The sequence below is a fragment of the Paenibacillus wenxiniae genome (assembly GCF_039822605.1).
Taxonomy (GTDB): domain Bacteria; phylum Bacillota; class Bacilli; order Paenibacillales; family Paenibacillaceae; genus Saccharibacillus; species Saccharibacillus wenxiniae.
In genome coordinates, this window is the sequence record NZ_JBCGUH010000002.1 from 185,262 (window position 1) to 204,310 (window position 19,049).

At 46.5% G+C, this 19,049-nt stretch carries 13 protein-coding genes and 2 riboswitches; of the genes, 8 read left to right on the forward strand and 5 right to left on the reverse strand.

Annotation, left to right across the window (positions count from 1 at the left end; all coding sequences use genetic code 11):
• Positions 1–159 precede the first annotated feature (159 nt).
• Positions 160–741, reverse strand: a complete 582-nt coding sequence (gene clpP / locus AAHF22_RS04005; protein WP_347323681.1) for an ATP-dependent Clp endopeptidase proteolytic subunit ClpP — start codon at positions 739–741, stop codon at positions 160–162.
• Between the two features lie 231 nt (positions 742–972).
• Positions 973–1,884: an RNA polymerase sigma factor gene (locus AAHF22_RS04010; protein ID WP_347323682.1), complete on the reverse strand. Its 912-nt coding sequence runs from the start codon at positions 1,882–1,884 to the stop codon at positions 973–975.
• 324 nt (positions 1,885–2,208) lie between these two features.
• Between AAHF22_RS04010 and AAHF22_RS04015 the strand changes: the two genes are divergently transcribed.
• Positions 2,209–2,694: an AAA family ATPase gene (locus AAHF22_RS04015; RefSeq protein WP_347323683.1), complete on the forward strand. Its 486-nt coding sequence runs from the start codon at positions 2,209–2,211 to the stop codon at positions 2,692–2,694.
• A gap of 359 nt (positions 2,695–3,053) precedes the next feature.
• Here the strand turns inward: AAHF22_RS04015 and fabF are convergent, their stop codons facing one another.
• On the reverse strand, positions 3,054–4,295 hold the full coding sequence (gene fabF, locus AAHF22_RS04020) for a beta-ketoacyl-ACP synthase II (RefSeq protein WP_347323684.1): 1,242 nt from the start codon (positions 4,293–4,295) through the stop codon (positions 3,054–3,056).
• 561 nt (positions 4,296–4,856) lie between these two features.
• On the opposite strand from fabF, the gene AAHF22_RS04025 reads away from it, so the two are divergent.
• Positions 4,857–5,708, forward strand: coding sequence for a helix-turn-helix transcriptional regulator (locus AAHF22_RS04025; RefSeq protein WP_347323685.1), 852 nt, complete (start codon positions 4,857–4,859; stop codon positions 5,706–5,708).
• Positions 5,709–6,144: 436 nt separating this feature from the next.
• On the opposite strand, the gene AAHF22_RS04030 is transcribed toward AAHF22_RS04025, so the two are convergent.
• Positions 6,145–8,796 carry an alpha-amylase family glycosyl hydrolase gene (locus tag AAHF22_RS04030; RefSeq protein WP_347323686.1) on the reverse strand — a complete coding sequence of 884 codons (2,652 nt, stop codon included), beginning with the start codon at positions 8,794–8,796 and terminating at the stop codon, positions 6,145–6,147.
• 1,107 nt (positions 8,797–9,903) lie between these two features.
• Between AAHF22_RS04030 and AAHF22_RS04035 the strand changes: the two genes are divergently transcribed.
• Complete coding sequence (locus AAHF22_RS04035; protein WP_347323687.1) at positions 9,904–10,791, forward strand: MBL fold metallo-hydrolase; 888 nt, start codon at positions 9,904–9,906, stop codon at positions 10,789–10,791.
• A gap of 76 nt (positions 10,792–10,867) precedes the next feature.
• On the opposite strand, the gene AAHF22_RS04040 is transcribed toward AAHF22_RS04035, so the two are convergent.
• Complete coding sequence (locus AAHF22_RS04040; protein WP_347323688.1) at positions 10,868–11,455, reverse strand: histidine phosphatase family protein; 588 nt, start codon at positions 11,453–11,455, stop codon at positions 10,868–10,870.
• A gap of 134 nt (positions 11,456–11,589) precedes the next feature.
• On the opposite strand from AAHF22_RS04040, the gene AAHF22_RS04045 reads away from it, so the two are divergent.
• The 5 genes from AAHF22_RS04045 to kdpB all read left to right on the forward strand — a co-directional run bounded on the left by AAHF22_RS04045 (position 11,590) and on the right by kdpB (position 18,925).
• Complete coding sequence (locus AAHF22_RS04045; protein WP_347323689.1) at positions 11,590–11,793, forward strand: DUF4177 domain-containing protein; 204 nt, start codon at positions 11,590–11,592, stop codon at positions 11,791–11,793.
• A gap of 91 nt (positions 11,794–11,884) precedes the next feature.
• Complete coding sequence (locus tag AAHF22_RS04050) at positions 11,885–13,399, forward strand: SMI1/KNR4 family protein (protein WP_347323690.1); 1,515 nt, start codon at positions 11,885–11,887, stop codon at positions 13,397–13,399.
• A gap of 630 nt (positions 13,400–14,029) precedes the next feature.
• Positions 14,030–14,229: riboswitch (cyclic di-AMP (ydaO/yuaA leader) on the forward strand.
• 323 nt (positions 14,230–14,552) lie between these two features.
• A riboswitch (cyclic di-AMP (ydaO/yuaA leader) is annotated at positions 14,553–14,740 on the forward strand.
• A gap of 318 nt (positions 14,741–15,058) precedes the next feature.
• The gene (gene kdpF, locus AAHF22_RS23845) at positions 15,059–15,139 is read left to right on the forward strand and encodes a K(+)-transporting ATPase subunit F (protein WP_371834022.1); all 81 of its coding nucleotides are present in this window, start codon (positions 15,059–15,061) and stop codon (positions 15,137–15,139) included.
• A gap of 24 nt (positions 15,140–15,163) precedes the next feature.
• Positions 15,164–16,828, forward strand: coding sequence for a potassium-transporting ATPase subunit KdpA (gene kdpA / locus AAHF22_RS04055; RefSeq protein ID WP_347324096.1), 1,665 nt, complete (start codon positions 15,164–15,166; stop codon positions 16,826–16,828).
• A 69-nt stretch (positions 16,829–16,897) separates the two neighbouring features.
• Complete coding sequence (kdpB, locus tag AAHF22_RS04060) at positions 16,898–18,925, forward strand: potassium-transporting ATPase subunit KdpB (RefSeq protein ID WP_347323691.1); 2,028 nt, start codon at positions 16,898–16,900, stop codon at positions 18,923–18,925.
• Positions 18,926–19,049: the final 124 nt, after the last annotated feature.

Genomic DNA, 19,049 nt, shown 5'->3' on the forward strand with positions numbered 1-19,049 from the left:
ATGGTCTGCAAGGTTAAATAATGATTCATATTCGTTCAACACATATAAGCCTGTCGTTCAACATATATAAGCCTGCTAATCGAAACGCGCTTACTTCAACTAACGCGCACGATAGCAGGCTTATTGTTAATTAGAGCTACATTCGCATGACAGCTTGCCTTAACATTGGCTCACAATTTTATCAATCAAACCATATTCCAGTGCTTCTTCCGCAGTAAAAAAGAAATCGCGATCCGTATCCTTTTCGAGACGTTCCAGCGGTTGTCCGGTGCGTTCTGCCAGTAGCTTGTTCAGCTTTTGGCGACTACGGATGAGACGTTCGGCGTAAATGATCACATCGGCTGCCTGACCTTTCGCTCCACCAAGCGGCTGATGAATCATAATTTCACTATTTGGTAATGCCATTCGTTTGCCTTTCGTACCGCCAACGAGCAAAATCGTTCCGAAGCTTGCCGCCATACCTGTACAGATCGTAACGATATCCGGTTTAATAAACTGCATCGTGTCATAAATGGCAAAGCCGGCACTAACCGAACCGCCGGGGGAGTTAACATACATACTGATATCTTTTTCACTATCTTCAGCGGCGAGATGGAGTAGCTGAGCGACGATCAGATTCGCCATTTGATCTTCAATCTCGCCATTAATCATAATGATCCGATCTTTAAGCAGTCGGGAATAAATATCGTAGCTGCGTTCACCACGCTCCGTCTGTTCAATTACATAAGGAATTGTTGTCATCGTGAATCATCCTTTCGCTCGTTCAGAAATGGAAAATAGAATCACGATAGTCAGATGTCTGGATTAGCTACGGTCATCGGGCAGGATTACACATCACTAGAAGGTATGCGGAAGATTAAAAGAGCATCGAGCAGCCTCAAACAGCGTTAAACAGTCTCAAGCAACATCAAGCAGCTATAAGTTAAGTAGAACCAAGTAGCATGAAGCAAAATCAAGCAGCATCAAGCAGTATCAAGCAACCATACATTGCACTGAATGGTAGCTTTTATCCAGGTCTGCATCATCCCCATATAGCCATGCATGAGGATACCTTCTTTGCCCCTGCACTGTTTGCTTGGAAGCACCTGAATGCAGTTGGCCTACAATCTGAGGGGCAAGTCCAGCTGGATCAGCTGCTTGGTTTAGAATCAGCTGCACGAGATGCGCCGCATTGCCATTACGAAAAGCGGCGAGATACGTAGCCAGCAGCTCATATTCTTCATACGCTGGTATAGTCAGCTCTGCATCGTCGTCATCAGAGCTACGCTTTTGCAATAAAGCTGCTCGCGCACGGCGTAGAGCTGATTTGACCGCACCTTCCGTTGTATTCAGTAGACTTGCTGCTTCGCTCGCTGTATAGCCGAGTAGCTCGCGTAGGGCATACACGGCGTGTTGCCACGGTGACAGCGTATCTAGCAGCAGCTTGATTGCTGCTTCTGCCTGCATCGTTTGCTCCAGTGTCGCACGCTGATGAGCCTGCTGTTCGATTAACAGCTCATGCAGCAGAGGTAAGCGCTGTTGCAAACGCATTGCGCGCCGTGTTTCATCTATCCGCAGATTACGTGCGATACGCAGTAGATAGGCTTGTTGCTCACTTTCCGAACGCTGCCAGTGCTGGTAGGGTAAGGTGAGTGCTTTGAGCAGCGTATTTTGCATCAGATCCTGTGCATCCCAATGACTAGCCGTCAGACTACGGCAATAGCGATATAATGCGGGCATCGATGTCGTAAGATGATTATCATCGAATGAGAACGTAGCCTGTTGCTGTGTAGCATGATCCGTTGACGTTCTGGCTATCCTATATATGTTGGTATAAGGGATCTGTTGAAGCGTATCGTTGGCGCGAACGTTCGCCAAATCAGGTAGGGAGTGAACAAAGGCCATATTGGGGGCCCTCCTTTGTTTATCCGCAAGTAAAATCGCGTTAATAGTACATAACGTTATGTGCAGCAGTCTATGGTCAATGGGCATACGAACGGCTATGCTATTAGGTTCGTCGCCTGTTGATCAGCTGCTGATACTATGTAAACGAATAAAGAATGCTAAAAGATACGCAAGTTGAAAAAAGTTTGATCGTGCACAGGAGCGGAACGATTCGGATCATGAATCATGCCTGGTGACTGGTTTCATCCGTATGCACGTTCTGGTAGTATTATATCAGATGATCTGGCTACCAACGAAGCTAGGAATGATGGGGAGGGTATCGCGATGCCGTCAGCAAAAAAGATACATATTGTTGGTGCGCCGGGAAGCGGCAAAACGGAGCTGGCAGCAAGGCTGTCCAGCAGACTGGGGATTCCCAGTTATTCGCTGGAAACATTATTGTGGACACGAGAAGGCAAGCGGAAGCGACGCAATACGCCCGCAGAACGCCAGCGGATGCTGCTGGATATTATTGGACAGGACTCCTGGATTGTCGAAGGTAATCTGATGGAATGGTTACTGCCAAGCTTTGCGCTGGCAGATCAAATTATATTTTTGACACCATCTCCCTATGTGCGCGATGGGCGTATGCTACAGCGCTTTCTCCGGCAAAAGATCGGCACTGATCCCGATAACGAACGTCTCAGCCTGATCGGCTTGCTGGATCGACTGTATTGGAATCATCGGTTTGAACGCGAATCGAAGCCTGCCATTATGCGGATAGCGGAGCCGTATAAGCATAAGCTGGTGGTGACGAGGCAGGTAGAGTAGGGAACCGCTCCGATCGAAACGGCCGCTACTTTATAATTCCGTAATTACATGTGCAATAAAATCAGGTACAGATCGGTAATCGGAGTAACGAACAGTGAAGCAACAGTGGAGTAACAGTGAAGTAACAGTGAAGTAACAGACATTGCATTAACCTATGAGAAGCTCCATATGTATTCTATTAAAAGCTCCACATGTATCCTATAAAAAAACTCCATCTATACTTTGCACAAGCGTACAGACACAAATAGACATTAAAAGCATGAATAAAAACATAAAAGCCGGACAGCAAGCACAAGGATATCGTCCAGGTGCTCGTCCGGCTTTTACTTGTTATATGTTAGTTCATCAATACAGCAGGATTACACCTCATCATACCGCTTCAGCACAATCACCGCATTATGACCGCCAAACCCAAACGAATTAGACAGACCGATTTTCACCCCAGCCTTACGTGCTGTATTTGGCACATAATCCAGATCGCACATTGGATCAGGACTGTGCAAATTGAGCGTTGGCGGAATCAAGCCTTCCCGCAGTGTTTGCACAAGTGCAATCGCTTCTGCGCCGCCTGCGGCACCTAGCATATGTCCGGTAATCGATTTATTGGCCGTTACCGGAATGTGATATGCTCGCTCGCCGAACAGTTGCTTGATCGCTATCGTTTCGGAAATGTCACCCACTCCGGTACTCGTTGCATGCGCGCTAATCACATCCACATCGTCTGTCGTAATGCCTGCATTATGGAGCGCCTGTCGCATTGCCTGGGATGCTCCGCGACCTTCTGGATGAGTGGCTACCATATGATGGGCATCTGAACTTGCCCCATATCCAATCACTTCCGCATAAATCTGTGCACCGCGTGCTTGGGCATGACGAAGAGACTCCAGTACGACAATTCCAGCCCCTTCTGCCATCACAAATCCATCCCGATCCCTGTCAAAAGGTCGACTGGCTACGGTTGGATCATCGTTACGCTCGGATAATGCAGTTGAATTGCTAAAGCCAGCTACGGATACTTCATTAATCGCTGCTTCCGAACCGCCGGCAATAACGACATCCGCATCGCCCGAACGAATCAGACGCATCGCTTCACCGATTGCTGTATTACCGATCGAGCAAGCAGTAACCGGGCAAAGGGTCGGACCCCATGAACCGAGGCGAATGCTGATCGTTGCTGCGGCACTATTGGCAATCATAACCGGTACGAGTAGAGGACTAATGCGTTCTGGTCCACGCTGAAACAGATTCATTTGCTGCTCAATCAATGTGTCGATTCCTCCAATGCCGGAACCTACATATACGCTTACCCGCTCCCGATCGACCTTTTCCATATCCAAACCTGCGTCCTGCACGGCTTGTTCTGCGGCAGCTACGGCAAACTGAGCAAAACGATCCATTCGCCGTGCTTCTTTACGTCCAAATATAGCAGCTGCATCAAAATCACGTACTAAACCAGCGAATTTCGTTTTGTACCGCTCTGTATCAAATGTATCGATCGGACCAATTCCAGATTGTCCCTGACTCAAATTGCTCCAAAATGTATCCACATCGTTGCCGATTGGCGAAATCACGCCCATCCCTGTAATGACGACTCGTTCCATTTAACTGTCTCCTTCATATTCCTTATGTGTGTTCTTAATGACGAGCCAATGCTTTGGCGGCGATACAACAACGATACTGCCCCTACCAAGTACGTCAACCGTACAATAGAGCGATTGCTTATAGGATTTATATGACCACTACATTGACCGAGATGAATTTCACATCGGATTCCTATCCTGAACTACAAATAGATCAGCACACCATTAAAGTTAATAGTTAACTTGGTCAAAGTACCAGGTTGCAAACGAGCTGCTGGATGATTCGCTCTGCTGGGTAATATCCGTATTTGTGCAAGAGCTTATTCTAGGCATATGACAACTATAAAGTAGCCTATTTGCCGCTCTTTGCTAACCGAGCCATTGTACAACTACCTGGCTAATGCTATCATTTTGGCATGGAAAATATCCTATTACAAGTTACCGTTTATCCTGGTATAAATTATAATAGGCTAATCGATATTGAATCGTGTCTCCATTTTATGATGGGCAATCGCCTTGATTAGGCACTTTAAAATAGGAACAGCGCAGCGTGGTTACAACTTTGTTTAGAAAGGAACAGACATGAATAATGAGACAAGATTACAGGCATTATCCGATTTTTTAAAAGGCAAGCGTGCACGTATTGCTCCACAAGCGGTTGGTTTGAATGGAGGGTTACGTCGGCGTACCCCTGGCTTGCGCAGAGAAGAGGTGGCGCAGCTTGCTGGTGTGAGTACAACATGGTACACATGGCTGGAGCAGGGTAGAGATATACAGGCATCCGCTTCAGTATTGGAAAATGTCGCTTCTGCACTGCAACTGAATGCGGATGAACGTAAATATTTATTTTCGCTGGCGCTTGATAAAAGCTCTCATCTGTTGCCTGCTGCCAGTGTGGAAGAACAGCCGCAGATTAGCCCTTCACTGGCGAAAATTTTAGAGCAACTACGTTATTGCCCAACGATTATCTCTGATCGGCATTGTAATATTGTAGGCTGGAATGAGGCGGCACGGCATGTATTTCTTGATTTTGAGCAAATACCGCAACATCAGCGTAATATGATCGCGCTTTTATTTGATCGCAAAGAGTTTCGCAGACTGGCTGTGAATTGGAAAGATTTTGCCGCGGATTTTCTAGCGATTTTTCGCGCTTATTATGGGCAGTATATGGAGGACGATTGGTACGAAACGTTTTTGCGGGAGATGAAGAGCACGTATCCTGATTTTAATCCGCTGTGGGAGGAAAGTAAGGTCAGTTCTGCGCCACACGTAGTGTTAGAATTCCGACATGCACGTGGGGGGAAGATGCTATTTGAACTGAGTTCGCTCATTGTACAGGGGAATACCGAGTTGCGATGCAGCATTTATACACCGGTACAGGATTCTGCGACAGAGGTCAAGCTAATGGCATTGATGGAGCGGACGAAGGGGTAGGGAAGTATAGACAGGCGTAAACAAAGGAAAAACTATTTTACACATTAAAAGAAAACTACAAAAGAAAACTACGTTACACATCAAAAGAAAAACTATATTGCATATCAAAAAATAGCGTTGTATTCTGTGCTGACAAGCATAGAATACAACGCTAAGTGCTAAGTGCTAAGTGCTAAGTGCTAAGTGCTAAGTGCTAAGTGCTAAGTGCTAAGTGCTGATTACTTAGCACTGGAAAATGGGAACATGTCATACTGGATACTAACATCTTTTAGTGAGCACTTCACATTTCTATTATGGAATGAGTAGTGCTTCTGTTATTGATCCACTACCATGTCCATTAGTGATCGATTAATGATTTTCGTAGGCATCGATTAGTAGATCTGCTCATAATCGAGTAACAAATCGAGTAACGAATCTATTCATAATTCCTGATCGGTTAACGATCTTTCCAGCGAGCTACCGTTGCATTGATCGTTTGACTGCCTTGTGTGACAGTATACGTGCGATTCGCAATATCTGAGCCATTTGCTGCCGTTTCCACACTATTCCATGAGCCGCGTGTCAGCTTATAGCTGATCGCAGTCCCTGTCGGTGGTGTTAACGTTAGTGTGTACGTGCCATCCGACTGCCGGCTTAACTTGCTTGCTGCGTCTGCCGGATTCCAATTATTCAAACTGCTTGCTACATATACGGTATCCGATGCCGTTGTATTAGCAGGCACGGTCACTTTAAACGTAACCTGTTGTACAGCGGTAGCTGGCTTCTGGTCATACCAGGTGGTGCCATCATACCAGCCTTCTTTACTGCGTAGCAAACCGGGCTGACTTGCACCAGGCAACTGATGCGTCGCATCTTTGAAAATAAGACGTGCGCTTGTCACAGCCGGAATCGTATAACGATACCATCCGTCCCCTTCGTCGATCATCGCCGGAGCGGATGCCCACGCTGGTCCGGTGACAGCAGGTGTTGTTTCGTAATAGTAGAGCTGTGGTGTAGTCCAATCCGCAGGCTTTTTAAAATGAATCGTTAACCCTGTCGGTTCGGTAGGCTGCTCTCCGCGTGTAAATGTATACGAAGCAGTTGCGGATTTATCGCCACTACCGGCGAACAGCTTCAGTGTGACCGATTGTCCAACCGCCAGATTACTGCCAATGGTGAGGGTATCACCGCTGGCAAAAGCTGTACCTGCGGTCGCGGTCGGTGTGGTGCCATCGACAGTATAACGATTTACGGTGCTATTACTTGCGCTCAGTGTCACGTTGACACCTGCTGTCGTAAAGCTTCCGCCTGCTGGAGAAGCCGATACCGTCGGCTCCGTAGATGCTGATCCAGCTGCTTCAATCAGGATGACGCCACGTGAATGAGCTGTAAACGTTGCTTTGCCACCGCTAACCGTAGCCGTTGCACCTGTATACGCATCACGAACCGATGTGCCATCCGCAAATACCGGGCTAACAGTAACCGCCGTACTACCTGAAGCGCCAGTTGCAACGACGACACGATCGTTTATGCCTTTTGCTGTATTCGTGTAGGTGCGGCTAAATGTGTACGGTGCAGAAGCAAGCTGCTTATGTGCACCTGCGCCAATCGCTGGATGATTATAGCGGAACTGTCCTAGTTTCTGCCAGTGGGTTAGCAGATCGGCATTCGTGCTGTTCCAGTTCATATCAGAGCGTGTGCCTTGCTGCGCATCTGAACCGGCAGGACCAACGGGACGTGCGCTTTCATCACCATAATACGTTTGAATGCCGCCCGGTGCTAGCAACATTGCTGTTCCTGCCTGGAACAATGCATTGCGATCGTACAGCTTGGTATCGTGAGAAGAAATATAGCTGAGTACGTTAAAGCCTGGATCGGTGTTGATTTTGTTGGCATAATTACTGAACAAGCTTTCCAGATCGTTCAGGTTCGTATCCTGGAAGGAGAAGTTGATAAGCGAGTCAAAGCCATTATCATAATAGCTGTTACGACTGACGCCCTGTCCCCAGACCTCGCCTGTCATCCAGAATGAATCTTTCCAGTTCGCACCTGCTTTGGTCGGGTTGTTTTGTCTCCATTTTTGTAACGCAGTGTTGGCTTCATTTTTTAGTTGCTTCCAGCGGAATGGATCCACATGCTTGGCTGTATCAACGCGGAAACCATCAATCCCGAATTCCTCTACCCATGCGGACAACCAGCGAATATTATAATCGGTTGGCGTGATGCCCAGATCTTTACGCAGCGGAGCGGCTGCGGGTATGACCCATGCGTTGCTATTGCCTTCTTTGTTCCATTTCGTTTGCAATACAGGAGCAAGTCCCTGATTCGTCGTCACTTCCGTACGGAAATCAGGCAATCCGGACAGTGTGAGTGTCAGATCACTATTGCCGCCTGCCGGATAACCGCCAATGCCTGCACGCACCCAGCCGCCGCTCCACCAGCCTGCCCATGCCTGGCTGTCGGTGTAATCGATACTATCATGATAGCTATGCCATGTTTGACCAGAGGCCGGCTTCCAGCTGCTGTTAAGCCCATTCAGCCGTTTACCAAAATTATATTCCTCCATATCTTTCAGCGTGCTATAGCCGGGATGGTTCATCACGACATCAAGCACAACACGAATGCCTTTGGCATGCGCCAGATCGACAAATTCGCGCATTTCCTCGACGGTACCCATATTTTTATCCATCGACGTGTAGTCAAGTGCATAATAGCCATGATAGGCATAATGAGCAAAATCACCGCCACTACCACCACCTACAAAACCATGAACCTGTTCATACGGTGCGGTAACCCAGATCGCATTAGTACCGAGTTTGGTAAAATAGCCATCCTGTAGCTTTTTCGTCAAGCCCTTTATATCGCCGCCGTGAAATGTCCCGATCTGGCTTCCGGTTGCATCTGTAGCTGGGCGACCATATGAATTATTGTTACTTGAATTGCCATCATAAAAGCGATCCGTCATGACAAAATATACATTGGCATTGTCCCATGTGAATGGATCAGACGGACTCGCCGCCTCAGCGGTAGACGATCCCATCGGTGTAACAGTCGTAAACAAAAGGCAAGCAAGCAATAGCCATGCAGCCCATCTGCGATATGTAATCATAAAAACCTCCCTGATCAATGTAGTAAATATAAGACAACATGTACGATTCAAAATCGCGCTTAACTTATGACTTATGTGATGTTAGGCCAGCGTGTGTACTTCATTGATGTAAAACTTACAAAAAATTCAATACATAGCATCCCTCCATATTTCAAATTAACATTTAAGCAGTAATGCGTTTAGTAATGCGTTTAAGCAAACGTTTGCATAAATAGGAGTAGTGAACGATCGTATCATGTGATGTATTACAAGGCAGACGGAAGTTTAACCAAAATCTCCTTACACAGAGCAGTAGAGTGAATGAGAATGCATCCACCAGCAGCTTAGCAGCTTCTATGCACATCAGTAATCAGTACATCATTACTGAGTCATACCGTATTTACGCAGCAGCATGTCACAGTTTCGCTCTATCATTATGCTAAAAATAATATGAACACATAGGAATAAGCTTATACAATTGACAATTTAATTAGGCAGTTATCGACATTCATGTAAACGTTTTCTTTAACATCGCTAATGATAACGTGGGTGCTATATAATGTAAAATATGGTTTATAGGAGGTTTTAGCGGAATAAAGAATAGAAGGCTTTTAAATGCTCGCTTTTACGCTGGATTTCGAACGATTTCAACCTTTTTATATGTATAGCGTTGTACGATATGTACATTCATACAAACGTTTGCACTAATCTGCTTTACAGGCTGATTTGGGGGCAGGTGTTTGCGTGTAGTACAATATATGAATACAGAAAGCGAGACAGCGACATGGGCTGGATGGTAGCGAAGCTCGCGCTCATATGATGTAGAGATAAGGAACAGACGATCTGTCATTCTGTTTATTATAGGTTACTCCGATCGAATGATCCTGATTCATTCGGTTAGGAAATGTGTTATTTTTCCACAATGTGCACCGTTTTTTTATAAAAACGAACGTCGTACAAGTAACGATATACGTATGATCTTATGAACAGGATGTGTATAATCGCAATATGTATGATCGTATGGAGCTAACCTACATCATTACATGAATATCTTGACGAGTAAATCGATTCGCAGCCAGCCACACGCTTTTTTCATTTTGTAAACTGACCATAAGGAGTTTTATAATAATGCAAATTATGCAGCAACTATCTTCACATATTCACTACTTAACACCGTATCAGGAAACCGATCGACCGATTCTAGGAGCGATCACCGGTACGCGTTCTACTTTGCTTGTCGATGCAGGCAATTCGTCTGCGCATATTCAGCTTTTTATCGATCAGCTGGTGAAGCTGGATATTTCACCACGCTGGGTTGTGCTAACACACTGGCATTGGGATCATGTATTTGGCATGAATCAGGCGAATACGACCATTATTGCGCAGACGCTAACGACAGAATATATCCGCCGTATGCAGAAATGGTCATGGGATGATGAGTCCATGGATCGGCGTGTAGCCGAAGGGACTGACATTGAATTTTGTACCAGTGCGATTAAAAAGGAACTGGGTAGTGAGCGAGATATCATCTTACCAACGCCAGATATTACATTTGAGCGCAAGCTAGAGCTTGATCTGGGAAGAGTTCACTGTGTGATTGAGCATGTGGGTGGGGACCATTCAGATGATTCGACCGTCATTTATGTACAGGAGGATAAGGTTTTATTCGTTGGCGATGCACTGTATCCGAATATCCATGTGGAGCCAAATGAATATACGGCTGAAGCAACGCTACAGCTTGTTCGCATGCTGCGGCATTATGATGCGGAGACGGTTGTACTGTCCCATCATGCAGACATCTGGGACGGAGCACGCTATCAGCAGGAGTTAGATCTGCTGGAACATATTGCTCGTCTCGTCCAGCAACCCGATCAAGAGGAAGAGCTGATTATCGGGCAGCTAGAGCGGCAGTATGATCGCGAGCTGGATAAATATGAGCGCGAGACCATTACGTTGTTCATGAATGGACGTCGCCGTCAGCAATGGATGGAGCCTGTAGCTGAAAGCGGAGCATAATTGCTGATCTGATTTGAATCGAGCCGACATCGATCGATTAACTGCACATCATACCGATAGCTCAACACTGGCGCAACTATTGAGGTTTTTTATTGGACATTTCTGCATGCAGGGCAGCACTGGATTCGGCGTCGCGAAACAGATGCAGCTTGCCATTCTCAACCATACGCATACGGGGACCGGTAAAGCCGCGGCGGATCAACTGCTTACGCATGTAGAGCATAAGCGCCCAATGACTAACGATCAAAATATGCTCGGCGTCAGATGACAAAATAATATCCAGCGCACGATCAATACGTGCGTTCGCCTCAGCAACCATACGTTTGTAACGCCTGCTGAGTAGTGGAGCGATGCGGGCAAAAACTGCCCAGCCGATAAAAGGAAAGCGCAAGCCTGTATTGAACGTCGGCGGCGTAATCTCACGCAGCTCTGGCATAATAACGATTTCACCGGGATAAATGAACTGTGCCGTTTTGATCGCACGGGGTAAATCGCTTGTAAAGCATATTTCCCAGTTCAGCCCGCGTAGATCGGTTGTGCCTTCTTCAATGTCAGCCACATCGTATTCTTCCAGCCAGGTGACCAGTTCGTTTACGGTCACCATCTGGCGAATTGGAAACTCTTTATTCACTTTAAAATGGCGCACAAGTCCAATAGTCTTCATCAGCAGTATGGTGTAACTCCTTCTATTTAGTATGCTACAATATTGATTATACCCATTTATAGCCAGTTATACTGCAACTGATAAAGTGGGCTTTCATAGATTTGTATTATTGTTTCGGAAAGGAAGATCATACCATGATTCAGTGGGAATATAAAACAGTAAAATTAGCAGCCGGCGGCTTTCTCGGCGGCAAGGTAGATGAGCAACATTTGCAGGAAACATTAAATGCGCTCGGCTTTGAAGGCTGGGAGCTAGTTTCCAGCTTTGATACGGCGATGTCGCAGGGAGCGTCCCGCGAAATCATCCTTATTTTCAAACGCAGCGCCTTGCTGGAATAGACCGGATCGACTACGTACATAGTATACGTACAATGATGGTTTGCTGTCCAACAAGATCATCTTGGCATAAACAGATAAAGGAGGCAACCGCATGATTGGAACATGGATGGAAGAAATCAAATCCATGCTGCGCGGCAAGCTGAGCAGTCTGGAATCATCCTTACTCGCTTCAGCTAGCGATGAGGACATTTCGCAAGCCGAGCAGGCGATGAACGTTACGTTCCCAGCACAACTTAAGCAGTTGTATCGACTTCATAATGGGGAATCACATAGCGGTCCCGGTTTGTTTTTTGGACTGCAATTTTTGACGCTTGAAGAAATGGTGAATGAATGGAAAATATGGTCGGATTTGCAGGAGGAATACGCAGATATGGGCGACCATTATTCAATTCCTGCCGATTGGATTAAGGAGCAGTATATCAATCGGCAGTGGATTCCATTTTGTCATGATGGCGGTGGGAATCACCTGGGCATCGATCTTGATCCAGGTCCAGACGGTATCGTCGGTCAGGTGATCAATTTTGGTCGTGATGAAGAAACGAAATTCGTCATTGCTCGTGATATCGAACAATTTATTCATTTTATGCATCATACGATCCATACAGGCAATTATACAGTCGTGCAGGAAGAAGGAACGAGCTACTGGATGTATGGACGTCATGAACAAGCTCGTTTGCTTTGTGACGCGCAGGAGTATGCATTTGGTGCAGAATGGGATACCGCCAGCAAGCAGCTGTCTGTGGAAGAACTGGCAGCCTGGGAAGCCGGGTTACCACATCCGTGGCGAGAATGGATGGAGCAGGATTACGGTTCAGCCCAGCAATTTACAAGCTTATATCAGCTCTATTTGCCCAATAAACAGATTAGCGATATTAGCCCACTTGCAGCGTGTACACAGCTACGCGAGTTAAGTCTGTCTCGCAATGTAGTCGATGATCTAACACCGCTAGCTCATTGTCGTGAGCTGAAAAAGCTATATGTGCTGGACAATCCAGTCGCAGACCTAAGACCACTGGCACAATTGCCTTATTTACGCCAGTTGAATATTAGCGATACCCGTGTGGCTTCGCTGGAACCACTCGCTCATCTACAACGTCTGGTTGAGCTGGAGTGCGAGCGGATTCCAGCAACAGATTATACACCGTTGCTTCATATCCCAACGTTGGAATGTCTGACCATCTCTACTCCCGATGCGGAGCAGGCTGTCGTTATGAGCCAGTTAAAGCAGCTGAAGCAATTGACTATAATCGATGCACAGCAGTGGGGCGAACAACAGTGGGCAGCACTTGCTAACCTGTCACTCGTATCGCTGACCGTTACAGGGGTTCGCTGGAGCGATATGCGCTATATAAGTCATTTTACTTATCTAAAAAGCTTGACGCTGGCTAATGTTGAAGTGAACGATATTTCGGGACTCTCTTCCTTACCTGCTTTGCAAAAGCTTAAGCTAGCAGGCGATAATATGATCGCGAATCCTGAAGCAATCGCACAGTGTAGTGCCTTGTCTTCTTTTACAGGAAATGAGAACGATGTAGAGTTGCTACAGGCAGCGTTTAAGCAACCTGTGAGTTTCTCGATCCAGTATGATCGACGTTATACGATGTAAATAATAGCCCGTCCGGCGTATGAGCGGACGGGTTTTATATGATGGAAAATGCAAATAAAATAAATGCACATTGCACACAAACCAGATGAATAATCTATACGCAATAACGTCTTTTTCGATCGTGAGTATCGTTAGATTAATATTAGCGCTGACCGTACATAGCAGCACAATAGCAGGTATTTACTATCGATAATGATGTGCTGACAAATACTCGGATCGCCTCGTTTTTGCAAATGTGAATAATGACATATCGATTTGCGAAACTGGATGAAAAGCTAGATGAAAATGGTGAAATGTAATGTAAAATCTAAGCTGATGAGCGATATAGGGAGTAAAAAAGAGCTTGAGGGAGGTATCCCTCGTCTGCATTTTCAAAAGAGAAAGCTGTGGGAAATCACGGCTTTTTTTGCCTTTTTGATCTGCTTTACACTTCGGAATTACAGGAGTAATATACATTTCAGGATTTAGAGATTTGCGCTTGCAACGACTTCTACTATGCTGGTAGAACCGCATAACAGCAGGAAAGCACAGCGGTGCTAAGCCAGACTGTTCCGGCGATCCGTCCAGCAGGAAGCGTGAAGATGCAAATCGGTATTTGTCCAGATCAAACAATTGAATTTCAGAAGTTTCTTGTTCTTATTGCTGAGTTTCCGGTTATCGCCGGAAAACGGGGGAACCAATTCGCAGCATGTCAAAGGTGTGAGAGCCGATGACCGTCTGCATGGGGTGAATCCGTCAGCACCGGTAACCATGGGACCGGCGCTGATGGTAGGGCGACTCTCACCGCCCGAATCCGACAGCTAACCTCGTAAGCGCAGGTCGGGAGAGGAGTGCAGAACTTGTGCCATCATGACACAGGGTATACACGCTCTGTGTTTTCTTATGCCCTGTTAACGCTCATCAGCTTCTGAAGTCAGACGAAATGGACGGAATATAGTATTGCAATGGCAGTGCACGCACGATACGAATGGAACGATACATGTACTTTTTGAAACGGTAGAAGTCGATTTGGCCGTTATGTCATGTGACACCTGGACAGTATGAATATGTACGCTCAAACTGCTGAACGCTGTACAATTACGGGCAATACGATGATAGATTCGTTTTCGCTCTGCTTATGCGATTTTCGCTGTATGGATTTAATCTTTGCTCTTTTACATGTACGCTTAATTTCCTGTTGGTTCGTGCTTACGTACCGCATACAGGAAAGCGGGGGAACCAATCGTCAGAACTAGCTTGGAGCAAGCGGTCTGACACGGGGTGAATTCCGGCATCGCCGGAACGGGCAATCTTCCAGCCCGAACCCGACAGCTAACCTCGTCAGCGATTCAGGAAGAACTTATATCCGGCTTACGTCATTCTGGTCTACACATATCGATGTGTCTGATCGGTTACACACGGAAGAAGCCCGGTGAAAAGTTCGATTTTTACCGAGGCTTCTTTTTTTGCGCCTAATTTCGCTTTTATTGACGCAAAATCGTTCGATTGGCAACTTGAACATTATCTACCATCAAATTTAATCTTACGCATGTTCATGCTGAAGGGGAAAGAAATCATGTTGGATATTTTAATGATTGTGCTCATTTTACTCATTGCATTCGCGCTTGGCGGACTGGGCATCTGGTCATCCAGAGTGATCGGAGAGCGAGGGAAAGAACAATGATCTGGCTATTATGGCTTATAATTGCAGGCTTGCTAGTGTACTTGTGTTATGCCCTGATCTATCCGGAAAAATTTTAAACAGGCAGGAGAGAGTGAGTGAGTATGTTCGCATATATCGGAGTTGCCTTAACTTTATTAATTGCGCTATTGCTGGCGCGTCCAATGGGTGCTTATATCGCCCGTGCATTTGATTATACACCGGGAAAGCTGGATCGTTTCTTCGGTCCACTGGAAAAGATCATGTATAAGCTGGGTGGTATCCGGCAAAATAATCAGACATGGAAGCAATATGTTGTCGCTTTACTTGTCAGCAATACGGTTATGGCATTGATCGTATATGTCATTTTCCGTTTACAGGATAAGTTGCCGCTGAATCCAGCAGGCATTCCAGCGATGAGTCCAGAGCTGGCATTTAATACAGCGATTAGCTTTTTGACGAATACGAACTTACAGCATTATAGCGGTGAAAGCGGATTGTCGCTGTTCTCGCAAATGTCTGCCATTGTGTTCATGATGTTTGTCTCACCGGCAACAGGGATTGCCGCAGCGATTGCGTTTATGCGTGGTCTTGCCGGAAAGCCAATGGGAAACTTTTTCGTCGATCTGGTGCGGGCGATTACACGTATTTTGCTGCCATTGTGCGTTGTTGCTGCCCTGATCTTCATTAGTCAGGGGGTTCCGCAGACGTTACAAACGTCTGTAACAGCCACTACATTAGAAGGCACCCAGCAACAGATTGGCATGGGACCGCTCGGCAGCTTTGTTGCTATTAAGGAAATGGGTAATAACGGCGGTGGATTTTTCGGCGCTAACTCGGCGCATCCATTTGAGAATCCTGATGCCATTAGCAATATGCTACAAATGATTCTGATGTTGCTCGTACCGATCTCGCTTCCATTCACGTATGGGCGTATCGTTGGTAATCCGAAGCAAGGACGGGTGCTGTTTGTATCGATGGCAATCATGTTCTTGATTATGCTCAGTTCGTCGCTCTATGCAGAGCATCAAGGGAACCCTCTGATCAATGAGCTTGGATTACAACAAAGTGCAGGTTCGATGGAAGGGAAAGAAGTACGATTCGGGATTGAACAATCGTCGCTCTATTCAGTCGTAACGACAGCGTCAGAGACCGGCGCCGTGAATACGATGCATGATACTTTAACACCGCTCGGCGGTATGATCGCCCTGAGTAATATGATGCTTAATACCGTATTTGGCGGTTCAGGTGTCGGTATGATGAATGTGCTTATGTATGCGATGATCTCAGTATTCCTATCCGGTCTGATGGTTGGACGTACACCTGAATTCCTCGGTCGTAAAGTAGAGGGGAAAGAGATGAAGTTGATCGCGGTCACATTACTCATTCAGCCGCTACTTGTGCTGGCGCCAACGACGATTGCGCTGATGGTATTTCCGAATACGATCTCGAATCCGGGCTTCCACGGTCTGACGCAAGCGCTGTATGAATTCACATCATCTGCGGCTAACAACGGGTCAGGGTTTGAAGGATTGGGCGATAATACGATATTTTGGAACATATCGACCGGGATTGTGATGATGATTGCGCGCTTTTTCTCGATGGTCACATTGCTTGCGGTTGCTGGCTCCATGCTGGCGAAAACACCTGTGCCGGAGAGCAGTGGTACGCTGCGTACCGATCAGGCGCTGTTTGGCAGTGTATTTATCGTGGTGGTTGTCGTTGTCGGCGCGTTAACTTTCTTCCCGGCGCTTGTACTCGGCCCGATTGCTGAGCAATTGACCCTTTAAATGTTAAAAAAGCACATATACAGATGGTGAAGCATATTATTTGAGGATAATCAGGTGGAGGAATCAGCAATGAAAAATCAAGCTTCCGTGATGAACCGGGATCTGATAACGAAAGCATTACAGCAATCCTTTGTAAAATTAAACCCGGTTTTAATGATGAAAAATCCGGTCATGTTCGTAGTCGAGATAGGTCTGTTAATTAGCTTACTACTCGTGTTTGTACCGGGGGCATTTGGTGATTCGGTATCGGCAAGCTTTAACATTGCCGTAGCGGTTATTTTGCTGCTGACGATCTTATTTGCTAACTTTGCCGAAGCACTCGCGGAAGGACGCGGTAAAGCACAGGCAGATTCACTCAAAAAGACGAAAAAGGAAATTACCGCACGTAAGCTGGAAGGCGATCGCATCGTAGACGTGCCATCGACTTCTTTACGTAAAGGAGATCTGGTCGTCGTTCGCCAGGGAGAGATGATTCCTGGTGATGGTGAAGTGATCAAAGGGCTTGCGTCAGTGGATGAATCAGCGATTACGGGTGAATCCGCTCCGGTAATTAAAGAAGCAGGCGGTGACTTTAGCTCGGTCACCGGCGGTACGATGGTCATCAGTGATGAGATTACGGTACGGATTACTAGCGATCCAGGCGAATCGTTTATGGATCGTATGATCAGTCTGGTCGAAGGCGCAGAACGTCAAAAAACACCGAATGAAATTGCGCTCAATACCGTACTGATTAGCTTAACGATTATTTTCCTGATGGTCGTCGTGACGTTACCATTTATGGCGCAGTATCTCGGTATTCATATTCCAATTCCTGTTCTGATTTCACTGCTCGTCTGTCTGATTCCAACGACGATCGGTGGTCTGCTGTCCGCGATCGGTATTGCCGGGATGGACCGTGTCACTCGTTTCAACGTGCTGGCGATGTCGGGTAAAGCGGTGGAAGCATCCGGTGATATTAATACGATCATTCTCGATAAAACCGGTACAATCACATACGGTAACCGGATGGCGAGCGAATTTGTGCCAACTGAAGGGCATACAGCCGAGGAGGTAGGGCACTGGGCAGCCGTCAGTTCGGCGCAGGATGAAACGCCAGAAGGACGCTCCGTGCTGGAACTGATGAAAAAGCAAGGCTGGACGATCGATCAGGAGCTTCCATATGGAGCAGAAGTGGTCGAGTTCCGAGCAGAGACGCGAATGAGTGGTCTGAATTTGAAAGATGGCCGTAAAGTACGTAAAGGTGCGGTAGACGCTGTGAAAAATTGGGTCATTGAACAGGGCGGTCATGTACCCACTTCATTGCAAGCAAGTAGTGACCGCATCGCGACAGCAGGGGGTACACCACTGGCAGTCGCTGTCGATGATGTGATCTATGGTCTGATTTATTTAAAAGATACCGTTAAAGCAGGGATGCGCGAACGGTTTGAACAGATGCGCAGTATGGGCATCAAAACGATTATGTGTACCGGTGATAATCCGCTCACCGCAGCAACGATTGCTCGCGAAGCAGGGGTCGATGACTATATTGCTGAAAGTACACCAGAGGATAAAATTGCCGTTATTCGCCGTGAGCAAGCACAGGGCAAACTAGTTGCGATGACAGGGGACGGTACGAATGATGCACCTGCACTGGCACAGGCAGATGTCGGGATTGCGATGAACAGTGGTACGGTAGCGGCGAAGGAAGCAGCCAATATGATCGATCTTGATTCTGACCCTTCCAAAATTATCGAAGTAGTGGCGATCGGTAAGCAGCTACTCATGACCCGTGGCAGTCTGACCACATTTAGTATCGCGAATGATATTGCCAAATATTTTGCGATTATTCCAGCGATGTTTATGGTGGCTATTCCACAAATGCAAGTGTTAAACGTGATGAATTTGCATTCGCCAACGTCGGCTATTCTATCTGCCTTGATTTTTAACGCGATTATTATTCCGATTTTGATTCCACTGGCGATGAAAGGTGTCGCTTATCGTCCGATGAGTTCGACCCGGTTGCTGCGTCGTAATCTGTTCATTTATGGTCTGGGTGGTGTCGTTGTTCCATTTATTGGCATTAAGCTAATTGATATGCTAATTCAGGTAATGGTCTGAGCGATCGTATAGTGAATCGATAAGCATCCGTAACAGAGGACGAGTACTGGAGAATAAGCACTAGAAAACCATTACTAGAGAGCCAAGCATACGAGTAGTAAAGAGCGATGGAATGAACGAGTAA

Excerpts from the sequence above, each read along its gene's own strand:
- clpP (WP_347323681.1), bottom strand. The coding sequence starts at position 741 with ATGACAACAATTCCTTATGTAATTGAACAGACGGAGCGTGGTGAACGC.
- AAHF22_RS04010 (WP_347323682.1), bottom strand. The coding sequence starts at position 1,884 with ATGGCCTTTGTTCACTCCCTACCTGATTTGGCGAACGTTCGCGCCAAC.
- AAHF22_RS04015 (WP_347323683.1), top strand. The coding sequence starts at position 2,209 with ATGCCGTCAGCAAAAAAGATACATATTGTTGGTGCGCCGGGAAGCGGC.
- fabF (WP_347323684.1), bottom strand. The coding sequence starts at position 4,295 with ATGGAACGAGTCGTCATTACAGGGATGGGCGTGATTTCGCCAATCGGC.
- AAHF22_RS04025 (WP_347323685.1), top strand. The coding sequence starts at position 4,857 with ATGAATAATGAGACAAGATTACAGGCATTATCCGATTTTTTAAAAGGC.
- AAHF22_RS04030 (WP_347323686.1), bottom strand. The coding sequence starts at position 8,796 with ATGATTACATATCGCAGATGGGCTGCATGGCTATTGCTTGCTTGCCTT.
- AAHF22_RS04035 (WP_347323687.1), top strand. The coding sequence starts at position 9,904 with ATGCAAATTATGCAGCAACTATCTTCACATATTCACTACTTAACACCG.
- AAHF22_RS04040 (WP_347323688.1), bottom strand. The coding sequence starts at position 11,455 with ATGAAGACTATTGGACTTGTGCGCCATTTTAAAGTGAATAAAGAGTTT.
- AAHF22_RS04045 (WP_347323689.1), top strand. The coding sequence starts at position 11,590 with ATGATTCAGTGGGAATATAAAACAGTAAAATTAGCAGCCGGCGGCTTT.
- AAHF22_RS04050 (WP_347323690.1), top strand. The coding sequence starts at position 11,885 with ATGATTGGAACATGGATGGAAGAAATCAAATCCATGCTGCGCGGCAAG.
- kdpF (WP_371834022.1), top strand. The coding sequence starts at position 15,059 with ATGATCTGGCTATTATGGCTTATAATTGCAGGCTTGCTAGTGTACTTG.
- kdpA (WP_347324096.1), top strand. The coding sequence starts at position 15,164 with ATGTTCGCATATATCGGAGTTGCCTTAACTTTATTAATTGCGCTATTG.
- kdpB (WP_347323691.1), top strand. The coding sequence starts at position 16,898 with ATGAAAAATCAAGCTTCCGTGATGAACCGGGATCTGATAACGAAAGCA.